Source organism: Pseudomonas sp. FP453, from assembly GCF_030687495.1.
Lineage (GTDB): Bacteria > Pseudomonadota > Gammaproteobacteria > Pseudomonadales > Pseudomonadaceae > Aquipseudomonas.
Window position 1 is genome coordinate 4210531 of the sequence record NZ_CP117435.1, and the last position, 16726, is coordinate 4227256.

Here is a 16726-nt window from a genome sequence, read left to right on the forward strand (position 1 = left end):
CAGAGTTCGCACGTCATCGTTCAGAAGGATCTTTATGCAAGGCTTTACTCTCTTCCCGACACGCCTTTTGGGTGTGCTGGCCGTAGTCGCTTGCGGTCTGTTCACTGCACAAGTGCAAGCCGACGACACCGACCACTCGCTCACCCTCGAAAAAAACACCCAGTCTTATGTGGTCAACGCCGACGGCAGCTTTGTGCTCGACGTGGAAATGATCGCCAAGGTCAATGAAGAGCGCGCAATCAAATTGCACGCCCAGCGCCCCCTGGCCTTCAACCGCACACTGGAAACCCTGAAGGTCGTCGAGGCCTACACCCAGAAAGCCAGCGGCCGCAAAATCCGCGTGCAACCCAAGCAGATCAAGGAACAGCAGGAGCAGGCGTCGGCGGATGCGCCGATGTTCCAGGATTCGCGGGTCAAAGTGGTGATCTTCCCCGATGTGGCCGTGGGCGATCGCCTGGTCTTGCGTTATCAACGCCAGCGCAACAAGCCGTTGTTTCCCCAGCAGTTCGAAGACATGAACGCGCCGGACTTCTACCACACCGAGCAGACCAGCTATTCCTACGACATGCCGGCGAACATGCCGCTGTACGCGGACGCCAAAGGCTACAAGGCATCCACGCCTGCAGCGGCCCCCGGACGCAAGATCTATCGCTGGGACCTGCAGCCCACCGAGAAATCCCGTATAGAAAACGGCGCTGTCGCCTACACCGACTATGGGCAATTCATGGCCGTATCGACGTTCGCCAACTACCAGCAATTTGCCCAGGCCTACGCCAGCCGTGCTCAAGTCGAAGTGACGCCCGCCATCGCCCAATTGGCCAAGGAACTCACCGCCCACCTCGACACACCCCGCAGCAAAGCGCTGGTGTTGAGTGACTGGGTGCGTAAAAACATTCGCTACGTCGCCGTGTACGTCGGCGCCGGCGGCGTGGTGCCACACCCGGCGCAGGCCGTGCTGGACAACCGTTACGGCGACTGCAAGGACCATGTCGCCCTGCTCGAAGCCCTGCTCAAGGCCGTGGCCATCGAAAGCTCGCCCGCGCTGATCAACTTCGGCAACGCCTACGCCCTGCCAACCGTACCGACGCTGGGTCTGCTCAACCATGCCATCACCTACGTGCCAAGCCTGGACCTGTACCTGGACTCCACCGCCACACCGCTTGCGGCCGGCTACCTGCCGATCCCGGAACTGGGCAAACCGGTGCTGCTGACCCAGACCGGCGTGCTGGAACGCACACCGATCAGCCAACTGAACAAGGTCGATAACACGCTGACATTCAACGTCGCCGACAGCGGTGCCGCCGACTTCAACAACACCTCCACCGTGGAAGGCTGGGGCGCGGAGTTCAATCGCTTCGTGTTCAAATCGATGCCCCCCGCCGACATGAAACAACTGACGCAGCAAATCCTCAGCATGTACGGCCAGTCCGGTGGTGGCGAGGTCGAAAGCGACACACTGGAAGGCAACGCGCCGACCTTCAAGTCTGTGATCAAGGGCCATACCGACAACCTGGTCAACCTGCCAGGCCCCACGGGCGTGCCGACTTTCTCCAGCCTCGCGGGCGGTATTTCCCAGAACGTGTTTGCGTTTATGGCCGAGCAAGAGCGCACCCAGAACTTCATCTGCCTCTCCGGGCAAATCTCGGAGCAGGCACGCTTCGACTTCCCCAAGACGGTAAACATTCTGGCGGTGCCCAAGGCGGTGTCGCTCAAGCAAGGCGGCTTCGATTACCAGGCCACCTACGCCCAGGACGGCAACGGCGTCGTGGTTACCCGCAGCTACCAGTTCAACCACACCGACGCGCAGTGCAGCCCGCAGGATTTCATTGCGATGAAGCCGGCGATTGAAGGGATGGTCAATGATCTGAAAAGTCAGGTGATTGTGCAGACGCTGTAAGGGCTTGGTTCACGCGCGATGGACGTCGCGCGTGAATGGCCGGGGCAAATCCAAGGCAAAAAAAAGCCTGCATCTCTGCAGGCTTTTCTCTATCTGGCTCCACGACCTGGACTCGAACCAGGAACCCAATGATTAACCGTCATTTGCTACCGATTGGTCACAACGGGGCCCCACGAAAAACGTGCTGGAGACACTGAAACGCTGCACAGCGTGAATACATGAATACGTCACGCCAGGAAAGTTAGTCGGCTTGGGTTGGCTTGTCAAAGCGTGGCAAAACAATGACCTGTAGGAAAAGGAGGCGCCCTTTGTCAGCTACTGAGCAACCTTTATACCTCGACTTAACTTACTGACCAAGGTAGCCGCCATTAGCTTCAACGTTCTGCTCTCTACCTCAAACCCCTCATCTAGAGCGCGTATGACCTGCGCCCTGTCAAGAATGTAGCCAGCCAAAAAAACTGATTCAATTGATTCAATTGCATGAATGACAACCGACTCCTCTTCAGCTTTTAGAAGCGCTAGCAAAACGCGCAACGCCCGCTCATCATTCGAGTCACCGAGAGACTCCGCGCAGCGACCTCGCCAGACTTCAGACTTCGCCAGAAGAGCAGATTCAAGTTCGTTCCAGCTTGAAATATCAAACTGAGAGACCTTGGCGGCCGCGATATCAATTCCCTACATCCGACCAGTAATCTTCTGACCCTATCGATTTCAGCAAAAAATCATATTCTTCAAACATACTTCCCCCATTAGAACTTCGTCAGACCCGAGAAGCAACGGGGACGGACCTATTTAAATTCCGACCTAAAAGTCTCCATAAAAAATCTCAAGGGCAATACTCAACGTTATAGCTACTCCCTAACTCAGCCTGCATCTCTTGGGCCAATCCACGTCCATCATTTACATGGCGAACCTTCTCCTGCGGAGAGCATAATCCGGAGTCAGGAGGATATTCGTCATTGAAAGTGCTTTGATACTCATCATCCCAGAGCTTGATTTTATCGCTCAGACTTCGCGAAATAGGTAAGTCTCCGATGTCAACGTGCCCCATTTGATCTGAATCCGGGCAAAATATCGGCTCTGCCAGATATTCATTCGCCAGTCTTAAGTTAATCATTCTAAAACCCTCCATGTGCTTACCTAATTCGCGCGCACTACAAGGCCATTAGTGCTGACTCCGACAGCGATATTTTACTCAACCCCAATATGACTGATACGATACACATTTGCCGAGCCTGCGCTTTCCTATGACCTAAAAACCACCTTTATACAGAGCTTAACAAACCCCTAATACTCGAAGATCATCTATAAAATCTGCGGCTTCTTCCGGCGGCAACTCTTTCAGCATAGAGGAAAGGTCAATATGTTCGATCAGCTTTAAGGCAGCATCCCTATGATATTTCTTCACACTCTCGGAAGATCGACCCGCAGAAAGAACAAGGGCTAAAATTTCAAGCATCAATTTCTCAACTGGCAGGTCGAAGGAATTTTCGAGTTCGCTATAGGCAAATCCTACCTCGCTTTCACCTTCGACCCAAGCGCTTCGATGCCTAAGCTTTACTCTGCAGTAACTGTAATAACTGCTTAAAAACCAAGCCCTAATTTCAGCGTAAGTCACTCTGTCTTCCATCACGGAGTTTTCCTTGGTGGACCCACATGACGCCCTGATCATCGAAAATATTCACAGTGACATTAGGATACTTCGCCCTGAACTGCTCTGCTACATTTAGACAGCTTGCACAGACCGCTTTCTCTGGCAGGATATTTACGGTTCCGCTGGCTGAGGTATGGTGGTTTCAGGATTCAAAAAACCTTTGACCTTAATACCATTACCGTCAACATAGCGCTTCGAGCAATGGGTTACGACACCCGGTCCAACATTTGCGGGCATGGATTGCGAAAAATGGCTAGCAGCACTAGTCGAATCTGGCGGTGGTCAGTCACTGCGATTGAGGGGCACCTCGTCCGTTGGCTTCCCGTTAAACAAGAGGTTCCCTGAGTGGTCGATGATAATGCTGTCGATTTTTCAGTTAACATTAGCCAGCGGCTAGATTAAATACCGTTCATTCAAGTCAGAAGTGTCATTGAAAGACGGCAACAACCACTTTTCAGCATTGCGCAGCCCCCTGAATCTTAGCGGGTGAGCCCGATATTATTAGGAAGCCATTGTGTACGGAAATCACAAATCTGTCTGGTGTACTCTGCTAGCAGGAGCCGTGGCGCTCAGCGGTTGTAACTCGATAGTGTTGGGAAAACAATACGACTTCCCACCTTCGGGTGCTCCCTCTGCAACGATTCGCCTTGAAAGTAAACCTGGAACCTCGCTGGAGGCCGTGAACCTCAACGAAAAAGGTTGCTACGCGGGTCACACACCACTGCCCTATTCCGGTGACTCTATCGAAACGCCGATTGCCGTGGGCAAAAAGCTGGTATTGACTTACGAAAGGGTAATCGGTGGCAAGCAGTGTCAAATACACTTTTCTTTCACACCTCAGGACGGTACTACATATAACTTGAAGACAGGTTATTGGAGTGAGGCCAAGACAGGCATTCTTCCCATTTTTAACTATGACCAGAGTTACTGCGGAATTGGTGTCATCAAAAAAGTCGGGGATCTGGAGAGCATCGAACCCATTCAACAGCTGCGGATCAAGCCCACAGGTCTTGCCTGCCTAATGTTCGTGAAATAGACGGTATAAGCGAATATTTTCCAATTACATGGTCTTAACCTGGATTACTGCGCGGCCACGCGGTGTCATCAGTAATGATCCGCTCGCCGTACCCATTGATGCGAGCGACCGCATCGGCGTAAAACGCGCCTTGATTGGCACCAACCGTGACCTTACCCGGCCCGCCTTTGGTTGAAACGACTGCAGCGACTTTCATGGGGCTTACCTCTAAATCGCAGGATTAGAGACGTCTTCATGCCTGTCACGCTGTGCGCTTCGATCACCCCGGACAAATCCAAGGCAAAAAAAAGCCTGCATCTCTGCAGGCTTTTCTCTATCTGGCTCCACGACCCTAAGGCAAAGAGGTGTCTACGAACCCCGGGGCGATTCAGGCTATGGCAAAAGCCATTGACCATAAACGGGGAACTCGTTGCGCTTGGGATACCGCTCAGCAATGTGGGTTAGAGCCCGATGACTGGATGCTCCAAAAAAACGCACCCAGCCAAAACTCAAATTATGACTCAGGAAATCTCAGGAATATCGATTTCGTGCTCCGAGTACGAGAAATCTCTGACCTGCAACCAACACTCGAGCTTTTTGGCCCATTCAGAAATCATCTTTCCTCCAGAGCCTCGATGAAGCGCGTCATTAACCTCATGAGACCAAACAGCTAATTGGCGTTGTAATTCAGGCGAGATCGCTTGGTATTGCCAAACGCGGGAAAAATCGAATTTATCCCCAAGCTTAAGTGAAAGAACCGAAATAGTATAAACAGTAATATTACCTTGGAACGCTGGAAACAGAGGCCTAATCACCTTCTGCGCAGATTTAAAAAGAATAGCTTTCGCTATCATTTTCTTGAACTGACTCTGATCCGGAATCATATCAGCTCCAGAATTTTCACCTTCGCCCAATTGGTCCATAAAGGCTTGGAAATTCTTCTGACTACCCAAGCCTACAATGTGAGGTTTTTGCTCCCAAGTGAATAAAAACTTTGCTAAATCTGGCTTCGTGATTTTACGGTAGGGAGGAATAGATGCTTGGAGCTTTTTCTTTTGAACAACCGTCGATGCTTCTTTTTCAAGCATCACCTTGTAACTGCCGGCAGACCGCTCGTAGAACCACCGCCCCACTCCGTCCGGGCAATAGGTGCGCATAGAAAGCTTCTCGAGCTCACGGTGAAATGGCTTATTCGCAGACAAATCAGATTGTTTTACAACGTTCTGACTATTGGCATAACGGGAGATATTCGAGATCAGTTCCTCGTCAGTGCCGTCAGCATTTCGAAGCACGATAATTTTTGCAGGAACTCGAACCCTACTGAGATCTATATCAGGATTTTTTTTCTTGGCGAAATAGATAGAGGCTGTTGTTTGTCCTCGGTTGACGATTTGCATACCTTGAAGCCACAAAATACCCACCGACCCATCGATCGTGCGATCCAGCTTGGCTGCGTCAGCTACAACAACAATGCCATTATTGTAAGCCATGAATCGTTCCGGGTTGGTTCGCAAGCTGTCCCGGATTCCTTTATTGACTCCTCGGCTGCCGACCCCGAGAAATGATCGTACGTTAGCTTCTAGAATACGCGGTCCGTATTTCTCGTAAAGAAAACGTAGAGCCTCTCCTGGAATCGCCGTCAGGGCATAATCGTACTCGTCTTCACCTGCCCCTGGCACCCATACGCTTGGTAATGCAGTACCACAAAGATCCTGAAAATTGACTACCAATTCATCCCGAGGCCGGCCTTGCTGCCAATGGTTGAACAGGCGCTGAATATCCATAACTTCCAAGCGAACCTGCTTGCCCTCGACATCCTGTGGCGCATAGTTCCTTGTTTTTACCTGCCCGTCAGTGATGACAAATATACGAATACTATCCAGAGCTTTGAATATACGCTCGACCTCTGTAACAAGCGGATAAGCCTCGTTGGTTTCATCAAGCGCTTCTGAAAGTTTCCCTGTGGCGCAAAATTTTAGAAAGTGCAGCCCTTGCTTCGCAGCTCTACCGATTTCAGGATCCGGAACATCTTCAATGTCCTCAAGCCCCTTGTATAAACTAACGAATAAATCCAATCGATCAGGGTTTCCCTGCTCATCGGTAGTATCCGAGACAGAGTAGCCGCTGATTTTGACTTTATAATTCCCGACCTTAGCGCCATAGTGGCAGACCGTAGGCTCAAAGGTTATTCCCTCGTCAGCCATATGCATCATGACATGCTCAGTGAATAAAGCCTCTGCGGGCACAGGAGCTTCCCCCGGTGCAACATCCTTCACAATTTCCTCTCGGATCAATGCCTGCGTGTCTCGCAGAAAATCTACAAGTTCCATCAAAGCACTCCAAGTTGCTTGAGCACATCCGCCAAGGGATGGTTAATAGCCGGTATCAATGCCAGATCGAGCTCATACTGTGCTCGACGAATGGCTGTTGGGACCTTGAAAGGAATCAGGCGAGGGAAGTCTCCATCGACAAGGAAAATCCTCATTTCATTCAGCAAAAATCTACGGCTGTAGTTCGCTGCCTGCATGTCCAAATAACCCGCGTGATGCAACGCCTGCTCGAAAAGCCTGGTCGCTGCAAGATCAAGCACCAACTGAAAACGCAGATCTTCCACGATCTCGGGAAGCGACTTTCCCGAGCCCGTTAACCCAAAACGAAGGGCTGCAAGGAACAAGGGCGGGCATTGGGAATCATCGAGCTGGTCGAGAGAGGCAATCCTCACTGGAAAGCCCTCCGTTGCCATGGTGGACTTGACTTCTATCGCCCCCACACCGATTTGAAAGTCGTGCAGCCCATCGAGCGGCCCTTTCCATCCTTGCAAGGCAGAGTAAAGGAGAACACCTTCATCAAGCAGGTGCTGCAACAGGCAGAGTTCGCCCACAAGCCCCAATTCCACTTCAGGCCCCAACCCTTCTCGTCCTTTTCGCATAAACTCCTGCCATCCGCGTACTCGTCCGAGCAGTCGCTGATAGACAAGCTCCTCCGTGCAACCATTGGCGGACGCAAGCAGCCCGCAGACGTCGGAAACAACGGCTGCAAAAAGCTCCAGGCTACCTTCAGGTTGGCGGACAACTGCAAGCCATTGGTAGTCACCTGAAGCTTCACCTAGGTCGACCCTTTCAATCCGAAATCCTTGTCCTTGAGGCAACTGTGTGGTGGGCGCTATTTTGCAGTTAGCGAAACCGACAAGGACTGCCTCCTCATTGCCTGGCGCAAGTCTTGCTGCCTTGATCCTGATTGCTGCTACCTGAAACAGATCAATCGAGCGCCATCCCGGAGCCGATGCGTTGCCCGGGAGCGCCCGCCAGATACCAAGCAACTCGGAACTACTCACTGCCGCCATTACTGTTGTTGCTCCCACATGAGGTTTGTAACGACATACGGCACCGATTTGCCCGCATTGCTGGAAGGAAAGCTTATTGCAAATGCAACGACAGGCACATCAACCCCTGAAACTATGGAATCCTTTGGGTCAAGAAGGTACATGAGGAGTAGTCCTCTTTCGGGGTGCGGCGCTACCTGACCACGCCCTTGGCCACGAACTCGCCTGATGTAAGGTCCACTTGGAATCTCGGGCAAATCCTTTCCTCTAGAACGGCCAGGATCGGGCTTCCAATCTGCCTGAGTCCACTCAAGCGCGGCATTCCATGTTGACTCGTCAAAGTCCAACGCCTCATCGTGAGGTGAAAGCAGGCGACCGATCGAGTATTTATTTTCATCCCCCTGAGACTTGTTTGTGCGCTTCATCCGCTTGACCGAAACTCCGGCAACAACCTCTTCTGAACCCGCCACCCCACCACCAATAACGGCAACTGTCCAAGAGGTGAGCTCACCTGAGCGGCTCATTTCCTCAATGAAATTCGCAAGCAAGTCGCTTCTTACCTTTCGAGAGTCCGGATGCGTCTGATACGCCCTCAGAAAGTCGACGACGGACTGTGCCGAAACACCACTCCAGTTAACTCCGCCCCACTTATCAGTACGGCCATTTCGATTCTGCGAAGGAATCGGAGTCCCTTTACCCATGGAGCTTACAAAAGAACTGAATGCCACAATATTCTGTTCTAGAACAACAGGGTCTTTGAAGAAACTGACCGTCTCGACAATATCTCCGCTGAAAGACAAATACAGAGTTTTTGCGGTTCTCATCTTCAAAGGCGAAGTCACCATCAGCACTGGGTGAGAGACGACTTTGAGACCGTACTGACGCGGTGTCAGTCCGCTTGCCATCATGAAGTCGAATTCGGCTCTTAGCTCCTCTGCAGCGTCGGCAATGTGTTCAAACCATTCAACCAGATCCGGCGTCGTGTAGAGACGGCACAAATCCAGATATCCCGGTCGATAGCCGAACCACCGCCCCATCTGCATTAGCGTGTCGTACATTTTGGAAGCCCGAAGAAAATAGCTCACGCACAGGCCTTCAAGCGTAAGGCCTCGAGCCAACTTATCCCCGCCGATTGCAATGACCTTCAGTCCGCCGACACTGTCTACGTAATCCAGCGCATCCTTAGCTGTTCCGTTGATCATGCGCACATCGATCTGTTCTAACAGATCCGGCAAAACTCCCTCGATGTCGAGCCAATTATGAGCTTTCCTCCGGGCGTCTTCCCCCATCTGCCTCTCAATTTCATGGCTTGTCGAGCAGAAATCTCGGTCCCATAGACTACGTAGTTCGGCCAGTACACCCTCATGGTCGATGCGCCTTCTTAGCCGTTGTTTCAACTGCAAGATGTAATTGCGCACCTGCGCATGTACATGCTGCTGAACCAGGTTGAAACGCGTGACGTGCACAAGCATGGAACTGTGTTCAGCCCCCTGCCCGCGCAAATGACGAATACTGCATGTAAGTACAAAAGCCTGTATTGCCTCTACCAACGATGCTGGCATTTCATCGGCAGGCACGTAATTGCTTTTGTGCCCGACGGGCATCCAGCCTCCCCTCCCGTCCGTAGAGCAATGATCTTCTACCAATCGAACAAGATCGAGTGCACCGACCCGTCCATTCTCCCCAGCCAACCCGAACACCCTTGAGGGTCCGACATAGCTAGAAGGCGCGGACAAATTAGTGATGAATGCAGCCGGGAATAAATCGGAGCCTTCCTTAGCTGTCTCGCCCTGTTCATGGATATAGATATTCGCAAACGGAGTGGCCGTATAACCGACGTAGGCCTTTCTCGAGAAGGAGTGCAATATCTGGCGAATCAGACTATTGATTGCCGTAGGCTCATGTTCGAGATCAGGCTGACCATTTTCATCTACAACCTTCTCACCTGTATCTACCGACGCATGATCCGCCTCGTCATCAACGATCAGCAGAGGCAAATGAGTTACCAATGGACGACCGGTATCTGGATCTGTCGTTTCAGCAACGTGCTTGTGAATCCACTTCAAAAGGCGCTGCAGAACAGTCTTGTTCTTCTTTACGACGAACAACCACGGTTTCTGTTCAGGAGAGACGCCAAGGTTTTTCACGAATCGGGTGTTGAAGTCTCCCGTCTCTGTTCTGTTTGTAACGTACTGAGGGCGTAGTGAAGGAGAAGGGTCAATTTTTCCGACCCCAATCGCGACATTCCCCTCGCCCTCGATAGGGCTTGTTTCATATCCGAGAAACCCCTCATCCAGTCGCATCTGAGTCTGAGAGCGCAGATTGTTGTGGAGACCGGCCAGCACGATGATGATCTTGTAACCCGCATCAGCCGCCTTGCAGATCAACCCCGTATAGTTTCCGGTCTTACCGGACTGAACGTGGCCGACAACCATACCGCGACGATCCCATGGGCCGTCACGCCGGGGGTCTTCCAACATGGAAAGAACGTTGTCGGTAGTCTCATCGATTCCCTCCACAGCACTCCATGGCAACTTCTTTTCCTGCCACTCTCTATACCGACGCCAGTAACGCCACTCCTTTTTGACATCGCTTGTTAGCCAAGGAATATGCCCAGCCATATCAACAAGAGACGAATCCTTACCCACCCAGATGCTAAAGCGTCGTATCAGCTCGTCAGTGACGGCCTCACGGTCCAATCCGTCGGCCTTGTTCGGCATGATTTTAAGAACCATGTCGATCTTTTCAGAAATTAGTGCGGGAGTAATCGCCGACTTGCCCTGATCGTCCACAATCATTTCCTGGACAAACTTGACCACACTCCATTTATTGTCTTCCGACATCTATCACAGCTCCTTAAAGATTGTCAGGCAGGGCATTAACCAGTGACGGAAACGAATGGAAAGGCTCCGTTGTCCGAAGCTGTTCTCTTGCAGAAGAGGCGGAATACCCCTTCTTTTCGATCATGCTGCGGTACATAACCATTAATATCTCACTGACTTCGCTGGACGCAGTCTTCTCAAAGCCAGTGCAGGGCGTATCTCTGTTTTCCGCTGTATCGATCCATATTCTCTGAACAGGGACCGTCTCTTCTATAACTCGCAACATCGCCTTGATCTGCGGAAGCAGCGCCCCCGCATCATCCAGTACATCTCGTATTGCAGGGTGATCACTATCGATCCGGTAACGTATTCCGCTGGCGAGGCGCTCGACCTTCCAGGCTTCGACAACCTGTTTATTGCCCAACAAGGTGGGCCTTCCTCTATGGGCAAATGCGCGGCGTGCACGCCCACGTGTAGCTTCAGCAAGGCGGGTCAACCAGTCTCGGAGGTAAACCGGTGGTCTAGCAGTGGATTTGCGGATATCGATTTTCCAGTCCGCATCGGCAGAGTTGGGTATGTCCAGACGAATTCTCGCCAGCCTGTGGGCTTCGTCTTTTGTCCAAGACCTGCCCGTACCCAACCCCAACCAACTGCCTGCAACGAGAAGACGCTCGTTGCGGTAGACATAAAATCCCTGCTGAGCGGTCCAGCCCTCAGGGCCAGCCAACACTTCGAAGTCCTCACTTGAAAGCATGTCCTTGTGCGGCAGAACATGGCATTCCGCCTCGATCCCCTTGAGAGTCGGATGCTTGAATACGGGAGGATTGTAGGGTTTCCCGGGATGCTCCGTCATAAAGGGGTCCCAGGGCTTCACCACTTGACCATTGAGCAAAATTTTGAGGCGCGGCCGGGTACCTTCCAAATATCGGTGGAAAACCATCCCAAGGTGCTGCTCGACCTTATCAGCCAAGTTGAGGAAGTCCTGAACAGTGCTTCCAGCAGTAATAATCCGATCTAGCTCCTCCCATAGGACAAGAGTCCCACGGCCGGCCTCCGAAAGCGGCGTCGTATATTCTTCAGAGCCGGGGTGCGGGCCTTCCAAGAGATGCCAGCCGCCGTCGGGACTATTGGCAAGATAATCAAGATCCCAGCGCAAGGACTGCAGACCGTCCGCACCGAGAGTCGAAACGGTTAGTCTGCGACACTGAGAAAATGAAGCCGTCTTAAGGCCCAATCCGAATCGACCGAGATCGGACGCTGTCCTTTCTTCCAGTGGATTTCGCTCACCCAATCTCATGGCAAGATCAAGTCCGGCCGCTGACATCCCTACACCGTTGTCGAGGCAGGTAATTCGAGATCCAGCCTGAGACCAAGCGAACTCGATTTTGACCTCCGTGGCCTCCGCAGCAACACTATTATCGATAATGTCTGCTAGTGCCGTCTGGGTGTTATAACCCAATCCTCGAAGTGCCTCGACCATTGCGCTGGCCTTAGGTGGAGCATTACGACTCTTGAATGTCTGTGACAAAATAACGCTCCTTGTCTTGCCAGTAATGATCTGCTTGAATTTACTAGGCGCTTTTTCCGCCTTCAACAATCCGTGCAACAACATCTGCAATCTGACGGGCTAAGAGTGGTGGAACCGCATTACCCACCTGATGAAACTGTTGTGTCCTATTGCCAAGAAAGAAATAGTTATCGGGAAAAGTCTGCAGTCTTGCCGCCTCTCGCACAGTCAAGCTTCGACATTGTCTAGGATCGTAATGAATAAAGTAATGACCATCCTTCGCGATGTGGCTGGTTATTGTTGTGGAGGGTATACCCGCTCTCTGAACTCGAAAACGATCGCTGAACTTCCCACTAGTCCAATTTTTGTGATCCGGCGCAAGCCCTGGAAGGTTGAAGTCCAGATGTCCCTTGGGAGAATCCTTGTAAGTATCGGCAAAAGCCGCAGCGTATACATACCTTCTCAAATCGGATGTCATGTGCCCCCTTGCCTCGTGATTGAGCCAATACTTCAGTCTCGAATCCGGTAACCAATCATCGAGATGGCTTCCTGTTACTCCATTCCAAGCGTCTTTCTTCAATACCCTCAAGCCACCGGAATTCATGCCGCGACTTTCATAACTGTTGGCTAGTATTCCAAGCTTGGTTGCCAGGACTAGTCTTTCAGGAGCATCACTTACAAGCTTCAGGCACTCATGCCCCAGCTCATTTAAATGCTGTCGTACAACGCCTTCCCATGCATCCGGAGAGTCTTTGAGCCGAGTGAGAGTACTACGCAGTGGCGGTAGGCTCCCTATCGTCTGGTCTATCGTCGGACCCGACGCAGGCGACAGCTTATGATCGCCAACTCTATCAAAATACTCTTCGGATATACCAAGAAGTATGACTCGATGTCTAGCTTGAGGAACGCCGTACTCCTCAGCCTTAATAATGTAATTGGTTGGCTCGATACTGTTCGGCTCAGCCCCACTTTCATACACGTCATCGGCGACAAGAGAACAGATTCTATACTTCGGTCCATTGCTGCTTTCACCAAACGCCGCATCAGGATCTGCCAAGTCCCGTAAGATCTGTGGAAACATCTGCTCGCCAGCAACCTGCGATGAAAGGATACCTTTCACGTTTTCCATGACGAAAACTGCGGGTCTTTTTTTCTGAATAATTCTCAGATATTCACGATACAGAAAATGTCGATGATCGTTTTCTGCGCGATAATCTGCCTTACCACGATTTCTAGCTCGACCTACAATTGAGTACGCCTGACATGGAGGGCCACCGATCAGCACCCACGGCCTAGTCTCATCAAGTCGACTTGCAAGGATTTTGTCGAGCCTAAGGTTGCCCTCTTCAGTTCCCAGCTCCAAGAGCTGAGCCTCGTTATCGGCATGCTTCCAAGCATCGAAACTCCTAGCGGTATAGGGTTCCAAAACATCAGCCGTTTCGCAAAAGTTGTAATAATCTTCAAGGGCTTCAGGCTGGTTATTTTTTAACAGCCGATAGAAAGCCCGAAGACGGAGGGTGGAGCGAGCGGAACCCTCCATCTCGGCCGATACCTTGATCTCGAAGGTTGCACCATTTAGGCCCGAATGAGAGGAGAACCCCTCTCCAAGGCCGCCAGGACCGGCGAAGAGATCTACTATCTGAATGGGGGAGCTACGACTCATGAAACCACGCTATTTAGAAAAGTTACGAAATGGACGTCGTTGACCCCGCCACAAGATCCCGTCTAATGGCCGGAATCAAAGGGAAGAACACCAAACCAGAGCTAATTGTCAGACGTTTTCTGAATGCACATGGCTATCGATTTCGACTTCATCGAAGGGATTTGCCCGGAAAACCCGACATTCTACTGCCTCGACTGAAGGCCTGTATATTTGTACATGGTTGTTTCTGGCACCGCCATGCTAACTGCAAGTACGCAGTCTTGCCCAAGACTCGTATCGATTTCTGGACAAAAAAACTGGAATCCAATGTCGCTAGAGATCGAAAGGTCATGGAAGAGTTGACTGACAAAGGTTGGCATGTGATCACGGTTTGGGAGTGCGAACTCAAAAATCCAGGATCCGCACTGCCTGCCTTGCTTGAGCACCTGAAAGATCTGAAGTGATCCATCTTGGCAGCAACAAGCACCCCCCATCCACTACTCCTCTCCCAGCATAAGCAGAACACTTGGCACCCATGAATGGCACTCCCACCCGCCTGATCCGGTTTTCTTCAGGTAGTGTTTCAAAGGGCCCGTTAGAAGCTTATTGATGTCAGCAACGTGATGCCCTAGAACGTGCTCCGCGTGAACGGCTCGATCCCCTGGATTGTCTAAAAAGTAGTTCAACAGATCCAACCCTACCGCCCCAAGCTTTCCGGTACGCTCCACCAGAGCATGCTCTGCAGACAACCCAACATCTGATGTTTGGGAATCAGTTAACTCAACGCCCCACGCAACATCGTCAAATGGCTGGGCAAAATCAAGCACTACAGCACCGCCTTCCTCCGCGCTATAGGAGCCAATGGATCCTTGAGTCATGCTCGCGAGCGCTCTCAGTTCCATGTCATCTACTTGTGGAGCTTGCGCCTCATCTGTCGCGATCCAGCTCCAATCCTGATGGCCGTCATCTGCAATGAATAGCTCCCCAGATTCCAGCTCTGTATTTTCAGCTTGAGGTGTCGAGCCAAGATCGAGCACAGCCACTTTCGGCACGCCACCAGCAAGGAACCGATCTTGTAACAGACGACTCAATCTTTCCGAATCATGCTTCTCGCTCAAAAACGCAACCAAAAGCTCATGAGCTTCCTGCTCGTGCCCTATACATGCGAGTAGAGAAAAAGCACACACGACCCCTTCTGGGAGGTTTTCTCCGAACGTCGTTTGGAGAAGTGATATGCACTCCTCCCTTTTAGCTGGAAGTGACTCAGGCATCAAAAACCTGATAAGCACACTCCATTCAGCAGCCCCAAGCCGAATATTGGCGCCTGAATCGCCATGCTCGATTTCAACGTAAATACAACAGCCCTCTACTGATCAGATCTCAATGCTCAAGTGACGAGGCTAGATTTTTACGACATATGGAGAGCATATAGAGCCGCCATTTTGCCCTAGCCAAATGAATCCCGAGCCACTTTTCAACATGCCCTTTTGCCTATATGACCTGAAATCAAATAAGTCGTGAAATTGAAATGATGGCCACATGCCCTATCATGCCCAGAAAAGGCTCTATCTCCAAGAGGAGTTGAGGATACCTGTCAGATCGATACGTCGGATTAGGTAGTATTCAACCTTTAGAAATCTTGCTCTGTGCGTCAAAAGATGCAGCGGGAACTTTACTATGAATAGTAGGATTTAGAGACGTCTTCATGCCTGTCACGCTGTGCGCTTCAATCACCCCGGCCAATTCCAAGGCAAAAAAAAGCCTGCATCTCTGCAGGCTTTTCTCTATCTGGCTCCACGACCTGGACTCGAACCAGGGACCCAATGATTAACAGTCATTTGCTCTACCAACTGAGCTATCGCGGAATGCGCCGTATGTTACTGATTAAAAAGAAGAAGTCAAGCACTGCGAGAAATTAAAGCGGATCAACGGGTAAAGGTGCCTGCTCTTTGGCCAGGTCCAGCCAGGCCCGTGCAGCTGGCGGCAGGTGGGCGCTGGCGCGCCAGGCCAGGGCGATGTGCCAGTCGGTGTGGGGTTCGTCCAGGGGGATCAGGGCGATGCCGGCGTGTTGGTGCTTGTGCGCCAGCATGCGCGGCAGGAAGGCAACGCCCAGGCCGGCGGAGACCAGGTCGACGATAAAGTCGATCTGCCCGCTGCGAGCGGCGACGCGCGGGGTGACGCCTTTGCGTTCGCAGGCGGCGAGGATCTTGGCGTTCAGGGCGAAGCCGGCTTCGAACAGGATGAAGGGTGAGTCGGCAAGGTCAGTGAAGTCGATGCGTGTGCGTCGCGCCAGCGGGTGGTCCACCGGCAACACGGCCATCAAGGGTTCGTTGCGCACCGGCTGGTAGTCAAAGGCTTCATCCACCGGCAGCAGCAGCGCTGCCAGGTCGACCTCCCCCGCTTCCAGGCATTCCCGCAACTTTTTGCTGCCGTATTCGGTGAGTTCGATTTCAATGTCGGGATAACGTCGACGGTAGGTCGCAAACATCGCCGCGAACAGCACGCCACACCCCACCGGCGGCAAGCCGATGCGCAGCACGCCACGCTTGAGGCCGCGCAAGTCGTTGATCTCGGCCAGCAGGTCGTTGTGCTCGGCGAGCAAGACCAGGGCGCGGCGGTAGGTCATTTCACCTGCGGCGGTCAGCTCGTTGCGGTGCCCGAGACGGTTGAGCAGCGGCATGCCCAGTTCGTCTTCCAAGGTCTTGACCGCTTTGCTGACCGTGGATTGCGTCAGGGACACCACCTCAGCGGCCTGGGAAAAACCGCCCTGGCGCACGACTTCGACAAAGGTGCGCAGCGTTCTGAGGTTCATCGGTATTCCTTTTGCGACTGGGCACTAGTTGAAAAAGTTGTTTTTATCATGCCAG

At 52.0% G+C, this 16726-nt stretch carries 14 protein-coding genes and 2 tRNA genes; 3 read left to right on the top strand and 13 right to left on the bottom strand.

Features of this window, described 5'->3' with window-relative positions; translation table 11 throughout:
- Positions 1–34: 34 nt before the first annotated feature.
- Positions 35–1897: a DUF3857 and transglutaminase domain-containing protein gene (locus PSH87_RS19095; protein WP_017735396.1), complete on the top strand. Its 1863-nt coding sequence runs from the start codon at positions 35–37 to the stop codon at positions 1895–1897.
- Between the two features lie 94 nt (positions 1898–1991).
- On the opposite strand, the gene PSH87_RS19100 is transcribed toward PSH87_RS19095, so the two are convergent.
- The 4 genes from PSH87_RS19100 to PSH87_RS28870 form a co-directional block, all read right to left on the bottom strand.
- A tRNA-Asn gene (locus PSH87_RS19100) sits at positions 1992–2064 on the bottom strand.
- Positions 2065–2723: 659 nt separating this feature from the next.
- Positions 2724–3014, bottom strand: coding sequence for a hypothetical protein (locus PSH87_RS19105; RefSeq protein ID WP_305430688.1), 291 nt, complete (start codon positions 3012–3014; stop codon positions 2724–2726).
- A 159-nt stretch (positions 3015–3173) separates the two neighbouring features.
- Positions 3174–3527: an Imm2 family immunity protein gene (imm2, locus tag PSH87_RS19110; protein WP_305434340.1), complete on the bottom strand. Its 354-nt coding sequence runs from the start codon at positions 3525–3527 to the stop codon at positions 3174–3176.
- Positions 3502–3660 (bottom strand): hypothetical protein, encoded by a 159-nt coding sequence (locus PSH87_RS28870; RefSeq protein WP_370695327.1) that lies wholly within the window; start codon positions 3658–3660, stop codon positions 3502–3504. Before PSH87_RS28870 ends, imm2 begins: the two co-directional genes overlap by 26 nt.
- 453 nt (positions 3661–4113) lie before the next feature.
- Here PSH87_RS28870 and PSH87_RS19115 point away from each other — a divergent pair, with 453 nt between their 5' ends.
- On the top strand, positions 4114–4587 hold the full coding sequence (locus tag PSH87_RS19115; RefSeq protein WP_305430695.1) for a hypothetical protein: 474 nt from the start codon (positions 4114–4116) through the stop codon (positions 4585–4587).
- A gap of 34 nt (positions 4588–4621) precedes the next feature.
- On the opposite strand, the gene PSH87_RS28875 is transcribed toward PSH87_RS19115, so the two are convergent.
- The 6 genes from PSH87_RS28875 to PSH87_RS19145 all read right to left on the bottom strand — a co-directional run bounded on the left by PSH87_RS28875 (position 4622) and on the right by PSH87_RS19145 (position 13880).
- A complete protein-coding gene (locus PSH87_RS28875; protein WP_370695279.1) occupies positions 4622–4783 on the bottom strand; it encodes a hypothetical protein in 162 nt (53 codons plus the stop codon).
- A 304-nt stretch (positions 4784–5087) separates the two neighbouring features.
- Positions 5088–6896: an AIPR family protein gene (locus PSH87_RS19125; RefSeq protein WP_305430696.1), complete on the bottom strand. Its 1809-nt coding sequence runs from the start codon at positions 6894–6896 to the stop codon at positions 5088–5090.
- Positions 6896–7909 (bottom strand): PD-(D/E)XK motif protein, encoded by a 1014-nt coding sequence (locus PSH87_RS19130; RefSeq protein ID WP_305430698.1) that lies wholly within the window; start codon positions 7907–7909, stop codon positions 6896–6898. Before PSH87_RS19130 ends, PSH87_RS19125 begins: the two co-directional genes overlap by 1 nt.
- The gene (locus PSH87_RS19135; RefSeq protein WP_305430699.1) at positions 7909–10731 is read right to left on the bottom strand and encodes a Z1 domain-containing protein; all 2823 of its coding nucleotides are present in this window, start codon (positions 10729–10731) and stop codon (positions 7909–7911) included. Before PSH87_RS19135 ends, PSH87_RS19130 begins: the two co-directional genes overlap by 1 nt.
- Positions 10732–10744: 13 nt before the next feature.
- The gene (locus PSH87_RS19140; protein WP_305434341.1) at positions 10745–12190 is read right to left on the bottom strand and encodes an ATP-binding protein; all 1446 of its coding nucleotides are present in this window, start codon (positions 12188–12190) and stop codon (positions 10745–10747) included.
- A gap of 91 nt (positions 12191–12281) precedes the next feature.
- The gene (locus tag PSH87_RS19145) at positions 12282–13880 is read right to left on the bottom strand and encodes a DNA cytosine methyltransferase (RefSeq protein WP_305430700.1); all 1599 of its coding nucleotides are present in this window, start codon (positions 13878–13880) and stop codon (positions 12282–12284) included.
- Between the two features lie 29 nt (positions 13881–13909).
- Between PSH87_RS19145 and PSH87_RS19150 the strand changes: the two genes are divergently transcribed.
- The gene (locus tag PSH87_RS19150; protein ID WP_305430701.1) at positions 13910–14323 is read left to right on the top strand and encodes a very short patch repair endonuclease; all 414 of its coding nucleotides are present in this window, start codon (positions 13910–13912) and stop codon (positions 14321–14323) included.
- A 33-nt stretch (positions 14324–14356) separates the two neighbouring features.
- Here PSH87_RS19150 and PSH87_RS19155 read toward each other — a convergent pair whose 3' ends face one another.
- The 3 genes from PSH87_RS19155 to PSH87_RS19165 form a co-directional block, all read right to left on the bottom strand.
- Positions 14357–15130, bottom strand: a complete 774-nt coding sequence (locus PSH87_RS19155) for a hypothetical protein (RefSeq protein ID WP_305430703.1) — start codon at positions 15128–15130, stop codon at positions 14357–14359.
- A 518-nt stretch (positions 15131–15648) separates the two neighbouring features.
- A tRNA-Asn gene (locus PSH87_RS19160) sits at positions 15649–15724 on the bottom strand.
- Between the two features lie 50 nt (positions 15725–15774).
- Positions 15775–16671 carry a LysR family transcriptional regulator gene (locus PSH87_RS19165; RefSeq protein ID WP_017735397.1) on the bottom strand — a complete coding sequence of 299 codons (897 nt, stop codon included), beginning with the start codon at positions 16669–16671 and terminating at the stop codon, positions 15775–15777.
- Positions 16672–16726 lie beyond the last annotated feature (55 nt).

Coding starts and splice junctions, on each gene's coding strand:
- PSH87_RS19095 (WP_017735396.1), top strand. CDS start 35: ATGCAAGGCTTTACTCTCTTCCCGACACGCCTTTTGGGTGTGCTGGCC.
- PSH87_RS19105 (WP_305430688.1), bottom strand. CDS start 3,014: ATGATTAACTTAAGACTGGCGAATGAATATCTGGCAGAGCCGATATTT.
- imm2 (WP_305434340.1), bottom strand. CDS start 3,527: ATGGAAGACAGAGTGACTTACGCTGAAATTAGGGCTTGGTTTTTAAGC.
- PSH87_RS28875 (WP_370695279.1), bottom strand. CDS start 4,783: ATGAAAGTCGCTGCAGTCGTTTCAACCAAAGGCGGGCCGGGTAAGGTC.
- PSH87_RS19125 (WP_305430696.1), bottom strand. CDS start 6,896: ATGGAACTTGTAGATTTTCTGCGAGACACGCAGGCATTGATCCGAGAG.
- PSH87_RS19130 (WP_305430698.1), bottom strand. CDS start 7,909: ATGGCGGCAGTGAGTAGTTCCGAGTTGCTTGGTATCTGGCGGGCGCTC.
- PSH87_RS19135 (WP_305430699.1), bottom strand. CDS start 10,731: ATGTCGGAAGACAATAAATGGAGTGTGGTCAAGTTTGTCCAGGAAATG.
- PSH87_RS19140 (WP_305434341.1), bottom strand. CDS start 12,190: ATGGTCGAGGCACTTCGAGGATTGGGTTATAACACCCAGACGGCACTA.
- PSH87_RS19145 (WP_305430700.1), bottom strand. CDS start 13,880: ATGAGTCGTAGCTCCCCCATTCAGATAGTAGATCTCTTCGCCGGTCCT.
- PSH87_RS19150 (WP_305430701.1), top strand. CDS start 13,910: ATGGACGTCGTTGACCCCGCCACAAGATCCCGTCTAATGGCCGGAATC.
- PSH87_RS19155 (WP_305430703.1), bottom strand. CDS start 15,130: ATGCCTGAGTCACTTCCAGCTAAAAGGGAGGAGTGCATATCACTTCTC.
- PSH87_RS19165 (WP_017735397.1), bottom strand. CDS start 16,671: ATGAACCTCAGAACGCTGCGCACCTTTGTCGAAGTCGTGCGCCAGGGC.